This is a genomic window from Microtetraspora sp. NBRC 16547 (assembly GCF_030268965.1).
Classification (GTDB): Bacteria; Actinomycetota; Actinomycetes; order Streptosporangiales; family Streptosporangiaceae; genus Microtetraspora.
The window spans coordinates 121,147-138,041 of record NZ_BSSE01000010.1; the positions used below are offsets into that span (position 1 = coordinate 121,147).

Consider the following 16,895-nt stretch of genomic DNA (forward strand, 5'->3'; position numbering starts at 1 on the left):
TGTACACGGAGGGGGCGGCCCCCGCCGCGTGAGTCACTTCTTTGCCGCGGCGGCGTTCGGGATCCCGGTCATGTCGAGTTCGGCCACGCTGTAGGCCGCGTAGTTCTGGTACGGGCTGCGGCCGCTGAAGTACGGCGTGATCTGCGAGTCGAACTCCTCCACGGAGAAGACGCCGTCGGCCGCGGTGAACTTCCGCTCGACGGTCGGGGCCGCCATCAGCGCGACCATGTCGCCGTACACCACGAACACCTGGCCGTTGATCTCGTCGGCGGCGGGCGAGGCGAGATAGCTCACGAAGGTGCCCACCCGCTCGGGGGCCAGGATGTCCAGCCCTCCGGCGGTGTTCCCTCCGTCGGCGAAGACGTGCGCCGTCATGCCGGTGCGGGCGCGCGGGCAGATCGCGTTGGCGCGCACGCCGTAGCGGGACAGGCCCTGGGCGGTCGAGAGGGTCAGCGCCACGATGCCCGCCTTGGCGGCCGAGTAGTTCGGCTGGCCCGCGGAGCCGAAGAGGAACGCCTCGGAGGAGGTGTTGACGACACGGCCGTAGACCGGTCCGCCGGCGGCCTTGCTCGCCTCGCGCCAGTACGTGGCGGCCGCGCGGGACACCGCCGCGTGCCCCTTGAGGTGGACGCGGACGACGTCGTCCCAGTCGGACTCGGTCAGGTTGAACAGCATCTTGTCGCGGAGCACGCCCGCGTTGTTGACCAGGATGTCGAGGCCGCCGAACGTGTCCACCGCAGTCCGGACCAGGCGGTCGCCCATGGACCAGTCACTCACGTCGCCGGTCACCGCGACGGCTTCCCGGCCAAGTGCCTTGATCTCGGCCACGACCTCGTCGGCGGCCGGGCCCATGTCGTTGACGACGACATTGGCGCCGCGCGCGGCGAGCGCGAGCGCCTCGCTGCGGCCGAGTCCGGCACCCGCGCCGGTGACGACGGCGGTCCTGCCCTCCAAGCTGACGTTTGGGCTCATGTCCCTGCTCCTGTCCGATCACGATATGAGGGCATAAAACTAGTACGTATTCTAATTTCGGCCGAGGTGGCGTCCCACTCAGTGGAGGGGGCTCGTCGGCCGCCGAGCTGTGGTTGCCACTCACCGGGACACGAGCATTGTGGCGAATAAGAATTGATTCTAGTGTCGCCGTCAGGCCTGCCCGCAGATCCGGGCCGGCGTGGACGGGAACCACTGAATCGAGGAGAACCCCATGGCTGAGGCCGTCATCGTCGACGCCGCGCGCACGCCGGTCGGCAGGCGCAGGGGCGTGCTGTCGGGCCTGCACCCCGCCGATCTGCTCGGCCGGGTCCACAAGGGCCTGCTCGACCGGACGGGCGTGGCTTTGGACGCGATCGGCCCGGTGATCGGACAGGTGATCGGCGGATGCGTCACCCAGGCCGGGGAACAGTCGAACAACGTCACCCGCCAGGCATGGCTGCACGCCGGCCTGCCGTACACGACGGCGTGCACGACGATCGACTGCGCCTGCGGGTCCTCCCAGCAGGCGGTACACCTGGTCGCTGGTCTGATCGCGTCCGGCGCGATCGACGCCGGCATCGGCTGCGGCGTCGAGTCGATGAGCCGGGTCTTCCTCGGCCAGGCGCTCACGCCCGAGACCGGCAGCCCCTTCCCCGAAGGCTGGTCCCTCGACATGCCGGACCAATTCACCGCCGCCGAGCGGATCGCGCGCAAGCGCGGCATCACCCGCGCCGACGTGGACGCGTTCGGCCTCGTGTCGCAGCAGCGGGCCGCCAGGGCGTGGGCCGAGGGCCGGTTCGACGGCCAGATCATCCCGGTCGAGGCGCCCGTGATGGGGGAGGAGGGCCCGACGGGGGAGACCGCCGTCGTCACCCGCGACCAGGGGCTGCGCGAGACCAGCCTGGAGGCGCTGGCGAAGCTCGCCCCCGTCATCCCCGACGGCGTGCACACCGCCGGGAACTCGTCGCAGATCAGCGACGGCGCGGCGGCCGTGCTGCTGATGAGCGCGGAGAGGGCGGCGGCGCTCGGCCTGCGGCCCCGAGCCCGCATCGTCGCGTCCGGGATGGTCGGATCCGATCCCTACTACCACCTGGACGGCCCGGTGCAGGCCACCGAGCACGTGCTGCGCGCGGCGGGGATGGCCCTCTCCGACATCGACCTGGTCGAGATCAACGAGGCGTTCGCCTCGGTGGTGCTCTCGTGGGCCCAGGTGCACAAGGCCGACATGGACAAGGTCAACGTGAACGGCGGCGCCATCGCCCTCGGACACGCGGTCGGCTCCACCGGCGCCCGCCTGATCACCCAGGCGCTGCACGAGCTGGAACGGAGCGGCACGTCCACCGCGCTGATCACCATGTGCGCGGGTGGCGCCCACTCCACGGCAACCATCATCGAACGGATCTGAACGGCCAAGGCCTGATACCCCCGGACACGAAGGAAGACCCCATGAGCAGCAGGACATTCGTCATCGGCGTGGGCATGACGAAGTTCGAGAAGATCGAGACCCGAGACTGGGAGTACCCGGACATGGTCGCGGAGGCCGTCGGCGCGGCGCTCGCGGACGCCGGGATCGGCTACGACGCCGTGGAGCGCGCCGCCGTCGGCTACGTGTTCGGCCCCTCCACCGCCGGGCAGCGCGCCCTCTACGAGGTGGGGCTGACCGGCATCCCGGTGGTCAACGTCAACAACAACTGCGCCACCGGCTCCACGGCGCTGATGCTGGCCAGGGAGTGGGTCCAGGCCGGCCTGGCCGACGTCGCGCTCGCGGTCGGCTTCGAGAAGATGACGAAGGACGCCCTGAACCCCTCGGGCGGCATGCCCAAGGTGACCACCGTGGACCGGCACCTGAAGGTGATGGTGCCCAAGCGCGGCTGGGCCAACGCGCCGATGACCGCGCAGTTCTTCGGCAACGCCGCCCGCGAACACATGGAGAGGCACGGCACGACCGCCGCGCAGATCGCCTCCGTCGCGGTGAAGAACCACCGGCACTCGGTGAACAACCCCTACGCCCAGTTCCAGAGCGAGTACACGCTCGACCAGGTGCTCGGTGACAAGCCGATCCACGACCCGCTCACCCGGTCCCAGTGCTCGCCGACCTCCGACGGCGCGGCCGCGGCCGTCGTCGTCAGCGAGCGCTTCGTCCGCGAGCACGGCCTCGCCGGCCGAGCGGTCGAGATCCTCGCCCAGGCGCTGACCACGGACACGGAGGAGGCCTTCGCCACCAGGTCGGACATCGACGTCGTCGGCGCCCCGATGACGCGCGCCGCCAAGGAGCAGGTCTTCGCCCAGGCGGGGATCGGCATCGACGACGTCGACGTCATCGAGCTGCACGACTGCTTCTCGATCAACGAGATCCTCACGTACGAGGCGCTCGGCATGTGCCCCGAGGGGGAGGGCGGCAAGCTCGCCGAGTCCGGCGCCACGACGTACGGCGGCCGGTGGGTCGTCAACCCGTCCGGCGGCCTCATCTCCAAGGGACACCCGCTGGGCGCGACGGGACTGGCCCAGTGCGCCGAGCTGACCTGGCAACTGCGCGGCGAGGCCGGCGCCCGCCAGGTGGACGGCGCGAAGGTCGGCCTGCAGCACAACCTCGGGCTCGGCGGCGCCTGCGTCGTCACCCTGTACGGCGCGGGCACGCTGGACGGCTCCGAGACGGGCAGGGAGGGCTGAGCCATGCCGATCGACGTCGCCACGGCGCTCGGCGCGCCGCCCTCGGTCCGCGAGATCGGCTGGACCAGCCGTGACGTGCTGCTCTACCACCTCAGCCTGGGGGCGGGCCGCGGTGCGGACCCCGAACTGCCCTACACCTACGAGCGCGGCCTGCGCGTGCTCCCGACCTTCGCGATGGTCGCGGGTCAGGGCATCTCCGCCGGGGACCGCGGTCCCACCGCGATGCACCTGCCCGGCATCGACATCGACCTGCGCCGGATCCTGCACGCCGGACAGGGCCTCACGACGCACCGGCCGCTGCCCGCCTCCGGCGCCGCCACCGTCACCTCGCGCGTGGCGCACGTCTGGGACAAGGGCAAGGCCGCGGTCATCGTCATGGAGCAGTCCGCGGCCGACCCCGGCGGCGAGCCGCTGTGGACCACGACCATGCAGATCTGGGCGCGGGGCGAGGGCGGCTTCGGCGGCGACCCGGGGCCGGAGACCCCGTGGGCGGCGCCGGAACGGGAGCCCGACCACGTGCTCGACTCGCCCACCACGGCCCGGCAGGCCCTGCTGTACCGGCTCAACGGAGACCTCAACCCGCTGCACGCCGACCCCGGGTTCGCGCGGGCGGCCGGCTTCGACCGGCCGATCCTGCACGGCCTCGCGTCGTACGGCATCGTCGCCAAGGCGATCGTGGACGGCGTGCTCGACGGCGACGTGTCCCGGCTGACCGGCCTGTCGGTGCGGTTCGCCGGCTCGCTGTTCCCGGGCGAGACGATCCGGACCACGGTGTGGCGCGAGGACGACCGGCTGGTGCTGACCTCAACCTGCCCGGAACGCGACGACGCCCCCGTGCTCACGCACGCGACGGCGCAGGTCACGGCATGAGCGAGACGCATCCGGAGCTGACCGCCAAGGCGAACAACAAGGGCGTGGACGCGGCCGTCGCCGCGGCCCGCCGCGTGATCGCCTCGCTGCTGCACGCCGGCGACTGCTCGGACGCCGAGATGGCCGGGGTGGCGGAGCGGCTGAACGCCGTCGCCGATTACCTCGACGAGCACGCTCCCGCCGTGGAGGAACGGATGGTCGACATGTGGCGGGGTGAGGGCGTGACCCGGCACGATCCGGTCACCGGGCCGGAGAACGCGATCGCGCCTCCGCTCCAGCTCACCGGCAAGGACGACGGCTCGATCGAGGGCGTCGTCGTCCTGGGCATGCCGTACCAGGGACCGCCCGGGTTCGTGCACGGCGGCGTCTCCGCGCTGCTGCTCGACCACACGCTCGGCGTGGCCAACGCCTGGGGCGGCCCGTCCGGCATGACCGCCGAGCTGACCCTGCGCTACCACCGGCCCACGCCGCTGTTCGAGCCGCTGACCGTAACGGGACGCCAGGTCGCGGTCGACGGCTGCAAGATCTGGACCACCGGCACGATCTCGGCCGGCGGTGAGGTCTGCGTCAGCGCCGAGGGCCTGTTCATCGCCAAACACCTCCCACGCCCCCGCTGACTCCGTAGGTGGCCGGGCCCGGCGGATGCCGCCGGGCCCGGGTATGCCGCCGGGCAGCACGTTTGATCAGACACGCGAGGGGCTGGGCACGGCATGTGGGGATGCGCGCCGGTCACGACCGCGGTGAGGGCTGCCTATGCCGAAGAGTCATGTGTCGAGCATGGCAGTGACGATTGCCTCCTACGCCCACCGGGCGGATTCTGTTTGCTTTACACGGATGCCGCCGCTGCCATGATCGAAGGCGTGCGTATCGAGCTGGGACAGACGCTTCGGTGGAACTTCTACTTCGGCGGGCACCTGAGTACGGTGAGTCCGGTCCGGGTCGTCGAGCACACTGAGCACGGCCTGCTGTTGTGGTTGGCCACCGGATCACCGGTCTGGCGAGCTGACCTGCCCGACGGCGCGCATCTGCGCGACATTCCGCCAGAGGACCGGCCGGTGAACGGCTATCCGCTCCGCGTCGACCGCTGGCGTCAGGGAAGCGCTTTGATCTACCAGCCCATCGGGGCGGCGCACGCCGTCTGGTGGCTGTTCTCCAAGAAGCGACTCTCCCGGAGACCGCTCTTCCAGGGGTGGTACGTGAATCTGGAGCGGCGTGTTCGGCGAGGTGAGGACATCGACATCAGTGATCTCGAGCTTGACATCGCTGTGGCATCGGATCGGAGCTGGAGATGGAAGGACGAGCGGTCCTTCACCGACAAGATCGGTCATCCCGCTTACTGGACAGCCGAGGAAGCTGCGGCCATCCGCGATGAAGGCCACCGGGTGGCCCAACTGGCGGAGACCGGGCGGTTCCCCTTCGACGGGAGCTGGTGTGATTTCGCGCCGCCGTCCGAGTGGTCCCTGCCGGAGCTGCCCGCCAAGCCGACGACCAGCTTGCTTCGTACTGGCTCTTGAGACGGAGCAGGGTCCAGAAGTCCAAGGGGATCGGCACAAGCCCGCTGGCATGCGTGGCCGGACCAAACGAGGGCGAAATAGGACGTCTCGCCGCGTCCTTCTTCGCAGCGGGGCATCTCTTCGTCATCCGCGTTTCTCGGCGTGGCCGCCGAACTCGCTGCGCATCGCGGACAGCGCCGCGTCGGTGAAGTGTCCGAGCCCGCGCGACTCGAATCGTTCGATGAGCGCCGACGTGATGACCGGGGCGGGCACGCTCTCGTCGATCGCCGCGTTCACAGTCCAACGGCCTTCGCCAGAGTCGGATACGCGGCCCTCGAAGCCGTCGAGCTGAGGTGACCGGGCGAGCGCGTCGGCGATCAGGTCGACGAGCCATGACCCGACGACCGAGCCGCGCCGCCAGACCTCGGCGACGTCGGCGACGTCGATGTCGTACTGATACGCCTCGGGATCTCGAAGAGGAGCGGTCTCGGCGTCGGTGGCGCGGCCCTTCTCGCCCACGTTGGCGTGCCGGATGATGGACAGCCCCTCCGCGATCGCGCCCATCATCCCGTACTCGACGCCGTTGTGGACCATCTTCACGAAGTGGCCGGCACCGCTGGGTCCGCAGTGCAGATAGCCATCGGGCGCGGTCCCGTTCCGCGTTCTGCTGGGCGTGGGTTCAGCGTCGCCCCTACCGGGCGCGATGGTGCGGAACACCGGGTCCAGTCTCCGTACGGCCGCGTCTTCGCCACCGATCATGAGGCAGTAGCCGCGTTCGAGGCCCCAGACCCCGCCAGAGGTCCCGCAGTCCACGTAGTGGAGCCGCTGTGCGGCGAGCCGCTTCGCGCGGGCGATGTCGTCCCGGTAGAAGGAGTTGCCGCCGTCGATCACGGTGTCGTCCGGTTCGAGCAGCGGGACCAGCTCGTCGAGCGTCGGCTGTACGACGGCGGCGGGCAGCATGAGCCAGACGGCCCGTGGCTTCTCGAGCTTGGCCACGAGGTCCTCGAGCGAGGTCGCTCCGATCGCGCCCTCGCCCGTGAGTTCCCGCACGGCTGTCTCGTCGAGGTCATAGACCACGCACCGGTGGCCGTCGCGCATCAGCCGTCGGACGAGGTTGGCGCCCATTCTTCCGAGCCCGACCATGCCGAGCTTCATCGGTCTGGCGGTCGTCATGGCATCCCCTAGATCTTCTTCAGCCTCCGGTAGCGGCGGATGAGACAGTTGGTCGACGAGTCGTGGGCGAGCTCGGGCTCGGCTGCGGCCTGCAACTCGGGCGCGATCTGTCCCGCGAGCACCTTGCCGAGCTCGACGCCCCACTGGTCGAAGGAGTCGATCCCCCAGATCGTTCCCTGGGTGAACACGCTGTGCTCGTAGAGCGCCACGAGAGTGCCGAGCCGGTGTGGGGTGAGCCGCTCGGCGAGCAGCACGTTGGTGGGACGGTTGCCCTGCATGACCCGATGCGGTACGACGCCCGGCGCCGTGCTCTCGGCCCGTACCTCCTCCTCGGTCCGGCCGAAGGCGAGTGCCTGCGCCTGCGCGAAGACGTTCGCCGACAACAGGTCCTGGTGGTCGCCCAGCGGGTTGAGGCTCTTGGCGAAGCCGATCAGGTCGAGCGGGATCAGCCGGGTGCCCTGGTGGATCAGCTGGTAGAAGCTGTGCTGGCCGTTCGTGCCCGGCTCACCCCAGTAGACCGGGCCGGTGTCATAGTCGACGACGCGGCCGTCGCGGCTGACATGCTTGCCGTTCGACTCCATCGTCAGCTGTTGCAGGTAGGCGGGAAACCGCTTCAGATACTGCTCATACGGCATGACGCCGATGGTCTGCACCCCGAAGAAGTTCACGTACCACACGGCGAGCAGCCCCAGCAGCACCGGCAGGTTCACTTCGAGCGGAGCCGTGCGGAAGTGCACGTCCATTTCGTGGAAGCCCCCGAGCATCTCACCGAAATGCTCGGGACCGATGGCGATCATCGTCGACAGTCCGATGGCGGAGTCCATCGAGTAACGGCCGCCGACCCAGTCCCAGAAGCCGAACATGTTCGCGGGGTCGATGCCGAACTCTGCGACGCGCGCGGCATCGGTCGAGACCGCGACGAAGTGCTGGGAGACCGCGCTCTCGCTGCCCAGCTGGCCGATCACCCAGTCGCGCGCCGAATGAGCGTTGGTGAGGGTCTCCAGCGTGCCGAACGTCTTGGAGCAGACGATGAACAACGTCTCGTCGGCGAACAGGTCGCGGGTCGCCTCGATGAGATCGGTGGAGTCGACGTTGGAGACGAACCGGAACGTCAGATCGCGCCGGCTGTAGTGGCGCAGCGCCTCGTAGGCCATGACCGGCCCGAGATCGGAGCCACCGATGCCCACGTTCACGACGTTCTTGATCGGCTTGCCGGTGTAGCCCTTCCACTGCCCCGAGCGAACCTGCCGGGCGAAGGCCGCCATCCGGTTGAGGACGTCGTGGACCTCCGGGACGACATCGACGCCGTCGACGGTGAGCGAGGCGCCTTCCGGCATCCGCAACGCGATGTGCAGCACCGACCGGTGCTCGGAGGTGTTGATCGGCTCGCCCCGGAACATCATGTCCCTGCGCTGCTCAAGCTCCGATTCCCGGGCGAGCTCGATCAGCAGGCGCAGCGTCTCGTCGGTGACGCGGTTCTTCGAGTAGTCCAGATACAACCCGGTGGCCTCGGCGCACATGCGCTCGCCACGGCGGGGATCCTCGGCGAACAGCTCGTGCAGATGCCGCCCGCCGATCTCGGTGTGGTGCTGCTCAAGCGCCTTCCACGAAGCTCGCTCACGGAGCGGGACGGTCGGCATCGGTTTCTCCGATCATCGGCGGGACGGCCGGCGGCCGGCCACGCGTTCGCGGGCGACCTGCGACACGCGTTCCGGGGTGAACCCGAACTTGGTGAGCAGTTGTTTGAGCGGTGCGGAGGCGCCGAAGGTGTGCATCCCGACGACGGCGCCCCCGGTGCCGATGTAGCGATCCCAGCCGAACGTCGACGCCTGCTCGATCGCGACCCGGGCCGTGACGTCCGGCGGGATCACCTGGTCGCGGTACTCCTCGGGCTGACGGTCGAACAGCTCCCAGCACGGCATGCTCACGACGCGGGCGCCGATGCCTTCGGCGGACAGTTCGTCGCGTGCGGCCAGCGCGAGCGCCACCTCCGATCCGGTGGCGAGCAGGATCACGTCCGGGGCGCCCGACGGGGCGTCCGCCAGTACGTAGGCACCCTTCGCGACTCCGGACGCGGCGCCGAGCCCGGATCGATCGAAGGTGGGAAGGGCCTGCCGCGACAGGACCAGCGCCGCGGGCTCCCGGTGGAGTCCGGCGACCACTCGCCAGGTCTCGACGACCTCGTTCGCGTCCGCGGGCCGGAACACCAGCAGCCCCGGCATGGCGCGCAGCGACGCGAGCTGTTCGACGGGCTGGTGGGTGGGACCGTCCTCCCCGACACCGATCGAGTCGTGGGTGAAGATGTGCAGGACCGGGATCTCCATCAGCGCGGACAGGCGGATCGCGGCGCGCGCGTAGTCCGAGAAGATCAAGAACCCGGACCAATACGGCCGCAGCTTGGTGAGCGCCATGCCATTGGCGATCGCGGCCGCCGCGTGCTCCCGTACACCGAAATGGAGGTTTCGTCCTGAGCGGTCGCCGGGCTGGAAGTCCTTGGCGCCGTCGAAGACCAGACGTGTCTTCGTCGACGGCGCGAGGTCGGCCGAGCCGCCCAGCAACCAGGGCACCGCCTGGGCCAGGGCGTTCAGCACACGGCCGGAAGAGTCACGGGTGGCGATCCCCTTGGGGTCCGGCGGGAAGCTGGGCAGCGCCGCCTCCCAGTCGTCCGGGAGCTCCCGTCGCTGGATGCGCTCAAGCTCATCGGCCGCCCGCGGATGGGCGTCACGGTACGCCTTGAGGCTGTCCTCCCACGCGGTTCTGGCCCTGTCGCCGCGGGTGCCGATTCCTTCGGCGAACCAGTCATAGACCTGCGGTGGGACGAAGAAGTCGGCATCCTCCGGCAGGCCGAAGAAACGCTTGGCCGCCCGCACGCCGTCCGGGCCCAGCGGCGCTCCGTGAGCTTTCGGCGTGTCCTCCACCGGTGAGCCGTATCCGATATGGCTGTGCACCACCACGAGAGTGGGCCGCTCGGTCTCGGCCTTGAACGTGTGTAGCGCCCGGCTCACTGCGTCGATGTCGTTCGCGTCGGCCACGGTCGTCACGTTCCAGCCGTAGGAGAGGAAGCGCGCGGCGACGTCCTCGGTGAAGGTGATCCCGGTGTAGCCCTCGATCGTCACGCGGTTCGAGTCGTAGATCCAGCACAGCTTGGACAGCCGCAGGTGGCCCGCGAGCGAGGCGGCCTCGGAGGAGATCCCCTCCATCATGCAGCCGTCGCCGGCCAGCGCGTACACGTCGAAGTCGAACAGGGGGAAGCCGTCCCGGTTGTAGCGGGCGGCGAGCCACTGGCCCGCGATCGCCATGCCGACCGAAGTCGCGACGCCTTGGCCGAGGGGACCGGTTGTCGCCTCGACACCGCTGGTCAGGCGGTATTCGGGGTGGCCGGGACAGTGCGAGCCGAGCTGGCGAAACGACTTCAGGTCATCGAGCGTGACCGCGCGGCGGCCGAGGATCTCATAGTCGGGATCGACGGCATGGACTCCGGTCAGATGGAACAGCGACCACAGCAGCGCCGAAGCATGACCCTCCGAGAGCACGAACCGGTCGCGGTTCGGCCAGATCGGGTCGGCGGGGTCGAACCGCAGGAAACGCTGCCACAACGTGTAGGCGACCGGAGCGATGTCCAGCGGAGTGCCGGGGTGCCCCGAGCCCGCGGCCTGGATCGCGTCCATGCACAGGCCGCGGATCGTGTTGATGGAAAGTGTGTCGAGATTGGTCATGATCTGCGTGGCCTCCTCCTGACGGAAACCTGGCGGTGCGCGATGGCGGTGCCGGTCCGATCCCGGAGATCGCAGGTCGGCGCGAGACTCTGGCGCGAACTCTCTGCAATGGCAGTATTGACATGTCCGACATCCAGGCTACTTGGGCGTGGCCGCGCCGGTGTGATCCCTGGGTTGCCGGTTGCCGGTTTTATCACCTCCACCGGGCGGGAAAGTAAACGCGACGGTGTCCTGCGGGTTGATCGTCTCCCACCTGCGGATCGATCCCGGTCACGTACGCACGTACGTGGGGATCCAGCGGCCGTCGTCGGTGAGGCGGTCGGCGCTGGACGGCCCCCACCCGCCGCGCGCGTACCTCTCCGGTGGCGTCTCGAAGTCGAGGATGGGATCGACGATGCGCCATTCCTCTTCCACGACATCCTGGCGGGCGAAGTGGCGCGGGTCGCCGGAGAGCGCGTCCGCGAGGATCCGTTCGTAAGCGCTTTCCGCCTGACCCGGCTGGGCCGCGAAGTCGACCGACACCGGCACGTCGCGAATCGCGTCGGCCTCGCCCGGGGCCTTGGCGAGCAGGTCGAAGGTGACCCCGGGATCGGGTTCCAGCCGGAACCGTACGATGTTGGATCGCGGGCGGCCGGCGTCGCCGGACAAGAACAGCATGCAGGGCGGCTGGCGAAGCCGGACCGCGACCTCGGTGCTGGTGACCGCGAGCGCCTTACCCGTCCTGATCAGGAACGGGACGTCGACCCAGCGCCAGTTTTCGATCCACAGCTTCATCGCGGCGTAGGTTTCGGTGGTCGACCCGGCGGCCACCCCCGGCGTATCGAGATAGCCGGCGTATTGGCCCCGGACCACATCGTCCGGATCGATCGCCCGTATCGCGCGCATCAGCCGACGCTTCTCATCGCGTTCGGTCTCGGCGCTGTCGTCGGCCGGCGGATCCATCGTCAGGTACGCCAGGACCTGCAGCAGGTGGTTCTGCACGACATCGCGGACGGCACCCACCGCGTCGTAGAACGCCCCCCGGCCGGCGACGTCGAACGCCTCGGCCATCGTGATCTGCACGGCCGCGACATGGTCGCGGTTCCAGATGGGCTCCAGCAGGCTGTTGGCGAAGCGGAACATCACGAGATTCTGGACCGGCTCCTTGCCGAGGAAATGGTCGACGCGAAGCAACCGCTCCTCCGAGAAGTACCGGTGCAGGTGCGTGTTGAGCTGCCGCGCGGAGGCCAGGTCGTGACCGAACGGCTTCTCCACCACGAGCCGGCCCCGGGTGTTCAGCCCCACGGCGCCCAATCCTTCGGCTATCGGCGCGAACAGTGGAGGTGGCACGGCCAGATAAATGGACGGCGAACGCGTCGTCGGCGATGTGCCGCGCGAGTTCGGTGTAGACCGCCGGTTCGGTCACATCGCCGGTGACCAGCACCAGCCTCTCGGCGAGCGCGCCGAACACGTCCTCATCGACCTGTCCGTACGCGGTCGTAACGCTGTCGTGGACGTGTTGCCGCAGCGTGGCGATGTCCCGATAGCCGCGGGCCACGCCGATGACCGGGACGTCGAGTATGCCGCGGGCGGTGAGCCGATACAGCGCTGGAATGACCATCTTCTCGGCGAGATCCCCGGCGATGCCGTACAGCACCAGGACCTGCCCTCGCGGTACGTTCATGATGCCCCCACTCGGCTCCTGGACGTCTAGCCGCACCCCTACCCACCGACCTGGTTCGCCACATCACGACGGACTTCGATCGCATCGAGAACCGGGCCCGTGAATGCGGATCGCTCCAAGGGGAAAGCCGACCGGCCGCGAGGCTTCCGTTCCTCGGGCGCTGACGGCCATGCATAGTCCGTTTCTTGTCGGCTGGCGCTGTTATGGTCGCGGCCATGGCCAACCGTTCCTACCTCTACTCCGCAGACTCGCTGCCCAGCGTGGGGGACATTCCGACGCCGGTCCGGTGCATCTCTGAGCACAATTGGAGTATCCCGCTCGCGCACAAGTTGCTGGTCGGACGTGAGACGGCTGTCGTTCCGTCCATGATCTGGAGCGCGCGCATCGGCATCGCCGCGGATTTCGCCGGTGGCTCGAAACTGCTCGGAGACCTCCTGCAGGTGGTGGGCCAGGGGCTTGCGGACCGCGAATTCGCCGCATGCGTCGACAAGACCATGGCCCACCTGGACAAGCAGCAGGGGAAGTTCTTTCTGCTGGAGACGGGGGAGATCATCTCAATCGCCGGCAATGATCTCGAGCAGGAGGTGCGTGATCTGGTCGCCCACGACATCCCCGCTGCCGTGGCCCAGGCCGAAGCGGCGCTCGCCGGTGACAACGATGAGTGGCTCGCGTCCGTGCGCGCCGACTGGCAGGACCACTTCGGACCCTTTTACAGCGAGTGGCTTTACTACTCCTTCCCGACTTCGGTGAGCGAATAGTCCCCATCGACCTGCGGGTCGCGCAGGAGTGGGGTGCGCTCCCTTCGGGGAGGCAGGACGGCGGAACCCCGCCACGTGGGCGGGGTTCCGCTTCTTTCTGGCCGGACCACTCAGGAGGAGCGGCCGCTCACGGAGATCTCCACGTGGTGGCGGACCACCTTGCCGGTTGCGTTGCGCGGCAGCGGCTCCGTGGTGATCCGCCAGCGGGACGGCACCTTGAAGTAGGCCAGCTCGCCCCGGGTGTGCGCCCGGAGCTCCTCCTCGCTGACGGGGTGCTCGCCGTTCGTGACGACCACGGCCATGACCTCCTGGCCGAGGTCGGGGTGGGGGACGCCGATGACGACGCACTCCAGCACCGCTGGGTGTTCCGCCAGGACATTCTCGATCTCGGCGGGGTAGACGTTCTCGCCGCCGCGCAGGATCAGGTCGGAGCGCCGGGTGGTGAGGCGGAGCCGTCCCTGCTCGATAACGCCGATGTCGCCGGTGTGCAGCCACCGGTCGGCGCGGATGGTCAGTTCGGTGGCCGCCGGGTCCTTCCAGTAGCCGAGCATGTTGAACGGGCTGCGCACGCAGATCTCGCCCTCCTCACCCTCGGGCAGCGGCTCGCCCAGCGGGTCGCGGATCTCCACCCGTACGGTGGCGGTGGGACGGCCCAGCGTGCCGGGCGCCTCCGCGAGGTCAGCGGGGGTCGCCACGGACACGGCGGTCGAGGTCTCGGTCAGGCCGTAGCTGTCCACCAGGGCCTGCCGGGCGACCGGCAACGCTTTACGCAGCCGCTCCTTGAACGCGGTCGAGGACGGCGCGGACGCCAGCGCGAAGGCGGTCAGCGAGGAGAGGTCGTACGCCGACAGGTCGCCGTGCTCGATCAGCCGGTGCGCCATCGTGGGCACGGCGCCCCAGTTGGTGACCCGCTCCTTCTCGATCAGCCGCAGCACCCGGTCCACGTCGAAGGCGCCCTGGTGCATGACCACGGCGCTGCCGGTCGCCAGGCGGGGCACGGCGAGGTTGTGCAGGCCGGCGATGTGGAACAGCGGCAGGGCCAGCAGGTAGCGCCGGTCGGCGGAGTCGGTCGGGTCGCCGAACGCGCGGGCAATGGCGTCGTTCATCCGGTGGTACTCGATGACCGAGGTCACGCTCCGGTGTGAGTGGACCGCGCCCTTCGGCCGCCCGGACGTCCCGCTGGTGTAGAGGATGACGGCGGGGTCGTCCTCGGCGACGTCGGCGGTGGGCAGGGCGGCGTCCGGATGACTGCGGGCCAGCCGGGGGATGTCGTCCTCGACGGTCAGGATGGTCACGTCGCCCTCGACCGGCTCGGCGCGCTTGGCGTCCGCGATGAGCACCACGGGCTCGGTGTGGCCGATCGCGTACGCGACCTCGCGGCGCGACCACCAGGCGTTGTAGCCCACGGCGACGGCGCCGAGCGCGACCGTGGCCCAGAACGAGACGATCCAGGCGGGGGAGTTGGCCGCGTTGACGGCGACCCGGTCACCGGGGCGCACGCCGTACTCGTCGCGGAGCGCGGTGGCCAGCGACGCGACCTGGGCGAGGTGCTCGGCGAAGCTCAGCCGCTCGCTCGCTGTCACGATGTAGTCGCGGTCGCCGAACCGGGCGGAGTCGGCCAGGACCTCTCCGAGCGAGCGGGCGCGGTTCTTGAAGACCTGCATGCGCGCGCCGAGGACGTCCTCCTCGACCAGCTCGAAATCGCCGCCGGGACCGGTGAGTCGGGTCATGGCGGCGAGGGCAGCCGCTCTCGGATCTGTCGACGTGGACATCAGTTCCCTCTCGTGCCGCGGGGAGTCCGTCTTCCTGGCCGCCAATTCTGGTTTTCGAGCGCGCCGCCGAACGCGTTTTCCCGGTCAGCGGGACTGCCCGGCCTGCGCAGGCGGGCCCACATCACCATTGCGTTGTGCGACACGAGACGATCGCCGACCTGCTGCTCGACCGGGTGGGCGACGACCGCCCGGGCCTGCGGACCCGCGAGCGGACCTGGACCTGGGACGAGGTGGTGCGCGAGAGCGCCGCCCGGGCGTCCCTCGCCAGGGAGCTGCGGGCACCGGGCCCCTTCCACATCGGGGTCCTGCTCGACAACGTGCCGGAGTACGTCTTCTGGCTCGGCGCGGCGGCGCTCAGCGGCGCCTCGATCGTCGGCATCAACTCGACCCGTCGCGGCGCGTACCTGGAGCAGGAGGTCAGGCATGCCGACCTCCAGCTCGTCATCACCGACGAGGCCGGGCTGAAGCTGCTCGACGGCCTCGACATCGGCGTGGACCGCGACCGCTTCCTCCTCGTGGACGGCGAGGAGTACGCGGGGCGGGTCGCCGCGCACGCCTGCGAGCCGGTGCGCGACCCGGAGATCACGGCGGCGACCCGGATGCTGCTGCTGTTCACGTCGGGGACCACCGGCGCGTCCAAGGCCGCGATCTGCTCGCAGGGGCGGCTCGCCGCGCTGGGCTACGCCAACTGCGCGAAGTTCGGCGTCACGCGGGACGACGTCACCTACTGCTGCATGCCCCTGTTCCACGGCAACGCGGTGATGGCACTGTGGACGCCCTCGCTGACGGCGGGCGCCTGCGTCACCCTCGTGCCCACGTTCTCCGCGTCCGGATTTCTGCCCGACGTCCGGTTCTACGGGGTCACGTTCTTCACGTACGTCGGAAAGGCCATCGCGTACATCCTGGCCACGCCGGAGGCGGCGGACGACGCGGACAACACGCTCACGCACGCCTTCGGCACCGAGGCCTCGCCGGAGGACCAGGCCGAGTTCCTGCGCCGTTTCGGCTGCCGGCTGATCGAGGGCTACGGGTCGAGCGAAGGGTCCGGCATGATTCGGCTCGCGCCCGAGGGGCCCGCGAGCGCGCTGGGTCGGCCCGCCCACGGCGGTGTCGTCGTCGTCGACCCGGAGACCAGGGAGCCGCGTCCCCGCGCCGCGCTCGACGAGCACGGCCGGGTGACCAACGCCGAGGAGGCGATCGGCGAGATCGTCGACACCGAGGGCGCGGCGAAGTTCGAGGGCTACTACAAGAACGACGCCGCGAACGCGGAGCGGGTACGGCACGGCTGGTACTGGACCGGCGACCTCGGCTACGTCGACGAGGCGGGCTACATCTACTTCGCCGGACGCTCAGGCGACTGGATCCGGGTGGACGGGGAGAACATCTCCGCGCTCCTGAGCGAACGCGTCCTGCGCCGCCACCCGCAGATCGTCGCCGCCGCCGTCTTCGGGGTGCCCGACGCCCGGTCGGGCGACCAGGTGATGGCCGCGATCGAGGTTCCCGAGGGGGTGGGCTTCGAGGACCTCGGCCTGCCCGCCTTCCTCGCCGAGCAGGCGGACCTCGGCACCAAGGGGACGCCCCGCTACGTCCGGGTGTCCCACGCGCTGCCCGCCACCGGTTCGGGCAAGCTCCGCAAGAAAGAGATGCAGCATGACGGCTGGCGGACCGACGACGCGGTGTACCGCTGGGTCGGCCGCGGCGAGCCCCATTACACCCTGATGACCGGCGAGGACAAGACCGCGCTGCGCGAGGAGTTCCACGCCAACGGGCGCCGGCGATTCCTGCCGTAGCCCGTCCCGGCTCAGCAA

Annotated in this window: 12 protein-coding genes and 1 pseudogene; 7 read left to right on the top strand and 6 right to left on the bottom strand. The window is 69.6% G+C overall.

All coding sequences use genetic code 11. The features are described 5' to 3' along the window. Positions 1-33: 33 nt before the first annotated feature. On the bottom strand, positions 34-972 hold the full coding sequence (locus QSK17_RS16235; protein WP_285705596.1) for a 3-oxoacyl-ACP reductase: 939 nt from the start codon (positions 970-972) through the stop codon (positions 34-36). Positions 973-1,204: 232 nt separating this feature from the next. Here QSK17_RS16235 and QSK17_RS16240 point away from each other — a divergent pair, with 232 nt between their 5' ends. From QSK17_RS16240 to QSK17_RS16260, 5 genes are all read left to right on the top strand, one after another. Then, positions 1,205-2,377, top strand: coding sequence for a steroid 3-ketoacyl-CoA thiolase (locus QSK17_RS16240; protein ID WP_285705598.1), 1,173 nt, complete (start codon positions 1,205-1,207; stop codon positions 2,375-2,377). A 41-nt stretch (positions 2,378-2,418) separates the two neighbouring features. After that, positions 2,419-3,642: a lipid-transfer protein gene (locus tag QSK17_RS16245; RefSeq protein ID WP_285705599.1), complete on the top strand. Its 1,224-nt coding sequence runs from the start codon at positions 2,419-2,421 to the stop codon at positions 3,640-3,642. Positions 3,643-3,645: 3 nt separating this feature from the next. Continuing rightward, the gene (locus QSK17_RS16250) at positions 3,646-4,512 is read left to right on the top strand and encodes a MaoC family dehydratase (protein ID WP_285705600.1); all 867 of its coding nucleotides are present in this window, start codon (positions 3,646-3,648) and stop codon (positions 4,510-4,512) included. Then, positions 4,509-5,129: a PaaI family thioesterase gene (locus QSK17_RS16255; RefSeq protein ID WP_285705601.1), complete on the top strand. Its 621-nt coding sequence runs from the start codon at positions 4,509-4,511 to the stop codon at positions 5,127-5,129. Before QSK17_RS16250 ends, QSK17_RS16255 begins: the two co-directional genes overlap by 4 nt. Positions 5,130-5,222: 93 nt before the next feature. Beyond that, positions 5,223-6,026 carry a ribonuclease FAU-1 family protein gene (locus QSK17_RS16260; RefSeq protein WP_285705602.1) on the top strand — a complete coding sequence of 268 codons (804 nt, stop codon included), beginning with the start codon at positions 5,223-5,225 and terminating at the stop codon, positions 6,024-6,026. Positions 6,027-6,149: 123 nt separating this feature from the next. On the opposite strand, the gene gnd is transcribed toward QSK17_RS16260, so the two are convergent. The 4 genes and pseudogenes from gnd to zwf form a co-directional block, all read right to left on the bottom strand. After that, positions 6,150-7,178, bottom strand: a complete 1,029-nt coding sequence (gnd, locus tag QSK17_RS16265) for a phosphogluconate dehydrogenase (NAD(+)-dependent, decarboxylating) (RefSeq protein ID WP_285705603.1) — start codon at positions 7,176-7,178, stop codon at positions 6,150-6,152. 8 nt (positions 7,179-7,186) lie between these two features. Then, positions 7,187-8,818 carry a glucose-6-phosphate isomerase gene (pgi, locus tag QSK17_RS16270; protein WP_285705604.1) on the bottom strand — a complete coding sequence of 544 codons (1,632 nt, stop codon included), beginning with the start codon at positions 8,816-8,818 and terminating at the stop codon, positions 7,187-7,189. Positions 8,819-8,830: 12 nt separating this feature from the next. Then, positions 8,831-10,894, bottom strand: coding sequence for a transketolase (gene tkt, locus QSK17_RS16275; protein ID WP_285705605.1), 2,064 nt, complete (start codon positions 10,892-10,894; stop codon positions 8,831-8,833). A 270-nt stretch (positions 10,895-11,164) separates the two neighbouring features. Further along, positions 11,165-12,557 (bottom strand): annotated as a pseudogene (gene zwf, locus QSK17_RS16280) (glucose-6-phosphate dehydrogenase). Between the two features lie 215 nt (positions 12,558-12,772). Between zwf and QSK17_RS16290 the strand changes: the two are divergent. Continuing rightward, positions 12,773-13,315 (top strand): DUF7822 domain-containing protein, encoded by a 543-nt coding sequence (locus tag QSK17_RS16290; RefSeq protein WP_285705608.1) that lies wholly within the window; start codon positions 12,773-12,775, stop codon positions 13,313-13,315. A gap of 110 nt (positions 13,316-13,425) precedes the next feature. Here the strand turns inward: QSK17_RS16290 and casG are convergent, their stop codons facing one another. After that, the gene (gene casG, locus QSK17_RS16295) at positions 13,426-15,087 is read right to left on the bottom strand and encodes a steroid-24-oyl-CoA synthetase (protein ID WP_502889224.1); all 1,662 of its coding nucleotides are present in this window, start codon (positions 15,085-15,087) and stop codon (positions 13,426-13,428) included. Positions 15,088-15,221: 134 nt separating this feature from the next. Between casG and casI the strand changes: the two genes are divergently transcribed. After that, positions 15,222-16,877, top strand: a complete 1,656-nt coding sequence (gene casI / locus QSK17_RS16300; protein WP_285705612.1) for a steroid-22-oyl-CoA synthetase — start codon at positions 15,222-15,224, stop codon at positions 16,875-16,877. The last annotated feature ends 18 nt before the right edge of the window (positions 16,878-16,895 follow it).

Excerpts from the sequence above, each read along its gene's own strand:
- QSK17_RS16235 (WP_285705596.1), bottom strand. The coding sequence starts at position 972 with ATGAGCCCAAACGTCAGCTTGGAGGGCAGGACCGCCGTCGTCACCGGC.
- QSK17_RS16240 (WP_285705598.1), top strand. The coding sequence starts at position 1,205 with ATGGCTGAGGCCGTCATCGTCGACGCCGCGCGCACGCCGGTCGGCAGG.
- QSK17_RS16245 (WP_285705599.1), top strand. The coding sequence starts at position 2,419 with ATGAGCAGCAGGACATTCGTCATCGGCGTGGGCATGACGAAGTTCGAG.
- QSK17_RS16250 (WP_285705600.1), top strand. The coding sequence starts at position 3,646 with ATGCCGATCGACGTCGCCACGGCGCTCGGCGCGCCGCCCTCGGTCCGC.
- QSK17_RS16255 (WP_285705601.1), top strand. The coding sequence starts at position 4,509 with ATGAGCGAGACGCATCCGGAGCTGACCGCCAAGGCGAACAACAAGGGC.
- QSK17_RS16260 (WP_285705602.1), top strand. The coding sequence starts at position 5,223 with ATGTGGGGATGCGCGCCGGTCACGACCGCGGTGAGGGCTGCCTATGCC.
- gnd (WP_285705603.1), bottom strand. The coding sequence starts at position 7,178 with ATGACGACCGCCAGACCGATGAAGCTCGGCATGGTCGGGCTCGGAAGA.
- pgi (WP_285705604.1), bottom strand. The coding sequence starts at position 8,818 with ATGCCGACCGTCCCGCTCCGTGAGCGAGCTTCGTGGAAGGCGCTTGAG.
- tkt (WP_285705605.1), bottom strand. The coding sequence starts at position 10,894 with ATGACCAATCTCGACACACTTTCCATCAACACGATCCGCGGCCTGTGC.
- QSK17_RS16290 (WP_285705608.1), top strand. The coding sequence starts at position 12,773 with ATGGCCAACCGTTCCTACCTCTACTCCGCAGACTCGCTGCCCAGCGTG.
- casG (WP_502889224.1), bottom strand. The coding sequence starts at position 15,087 with ATGTCCACGTCGACAGATCCGAGAGCGGCTGCCCTCGCCGCCATGACC.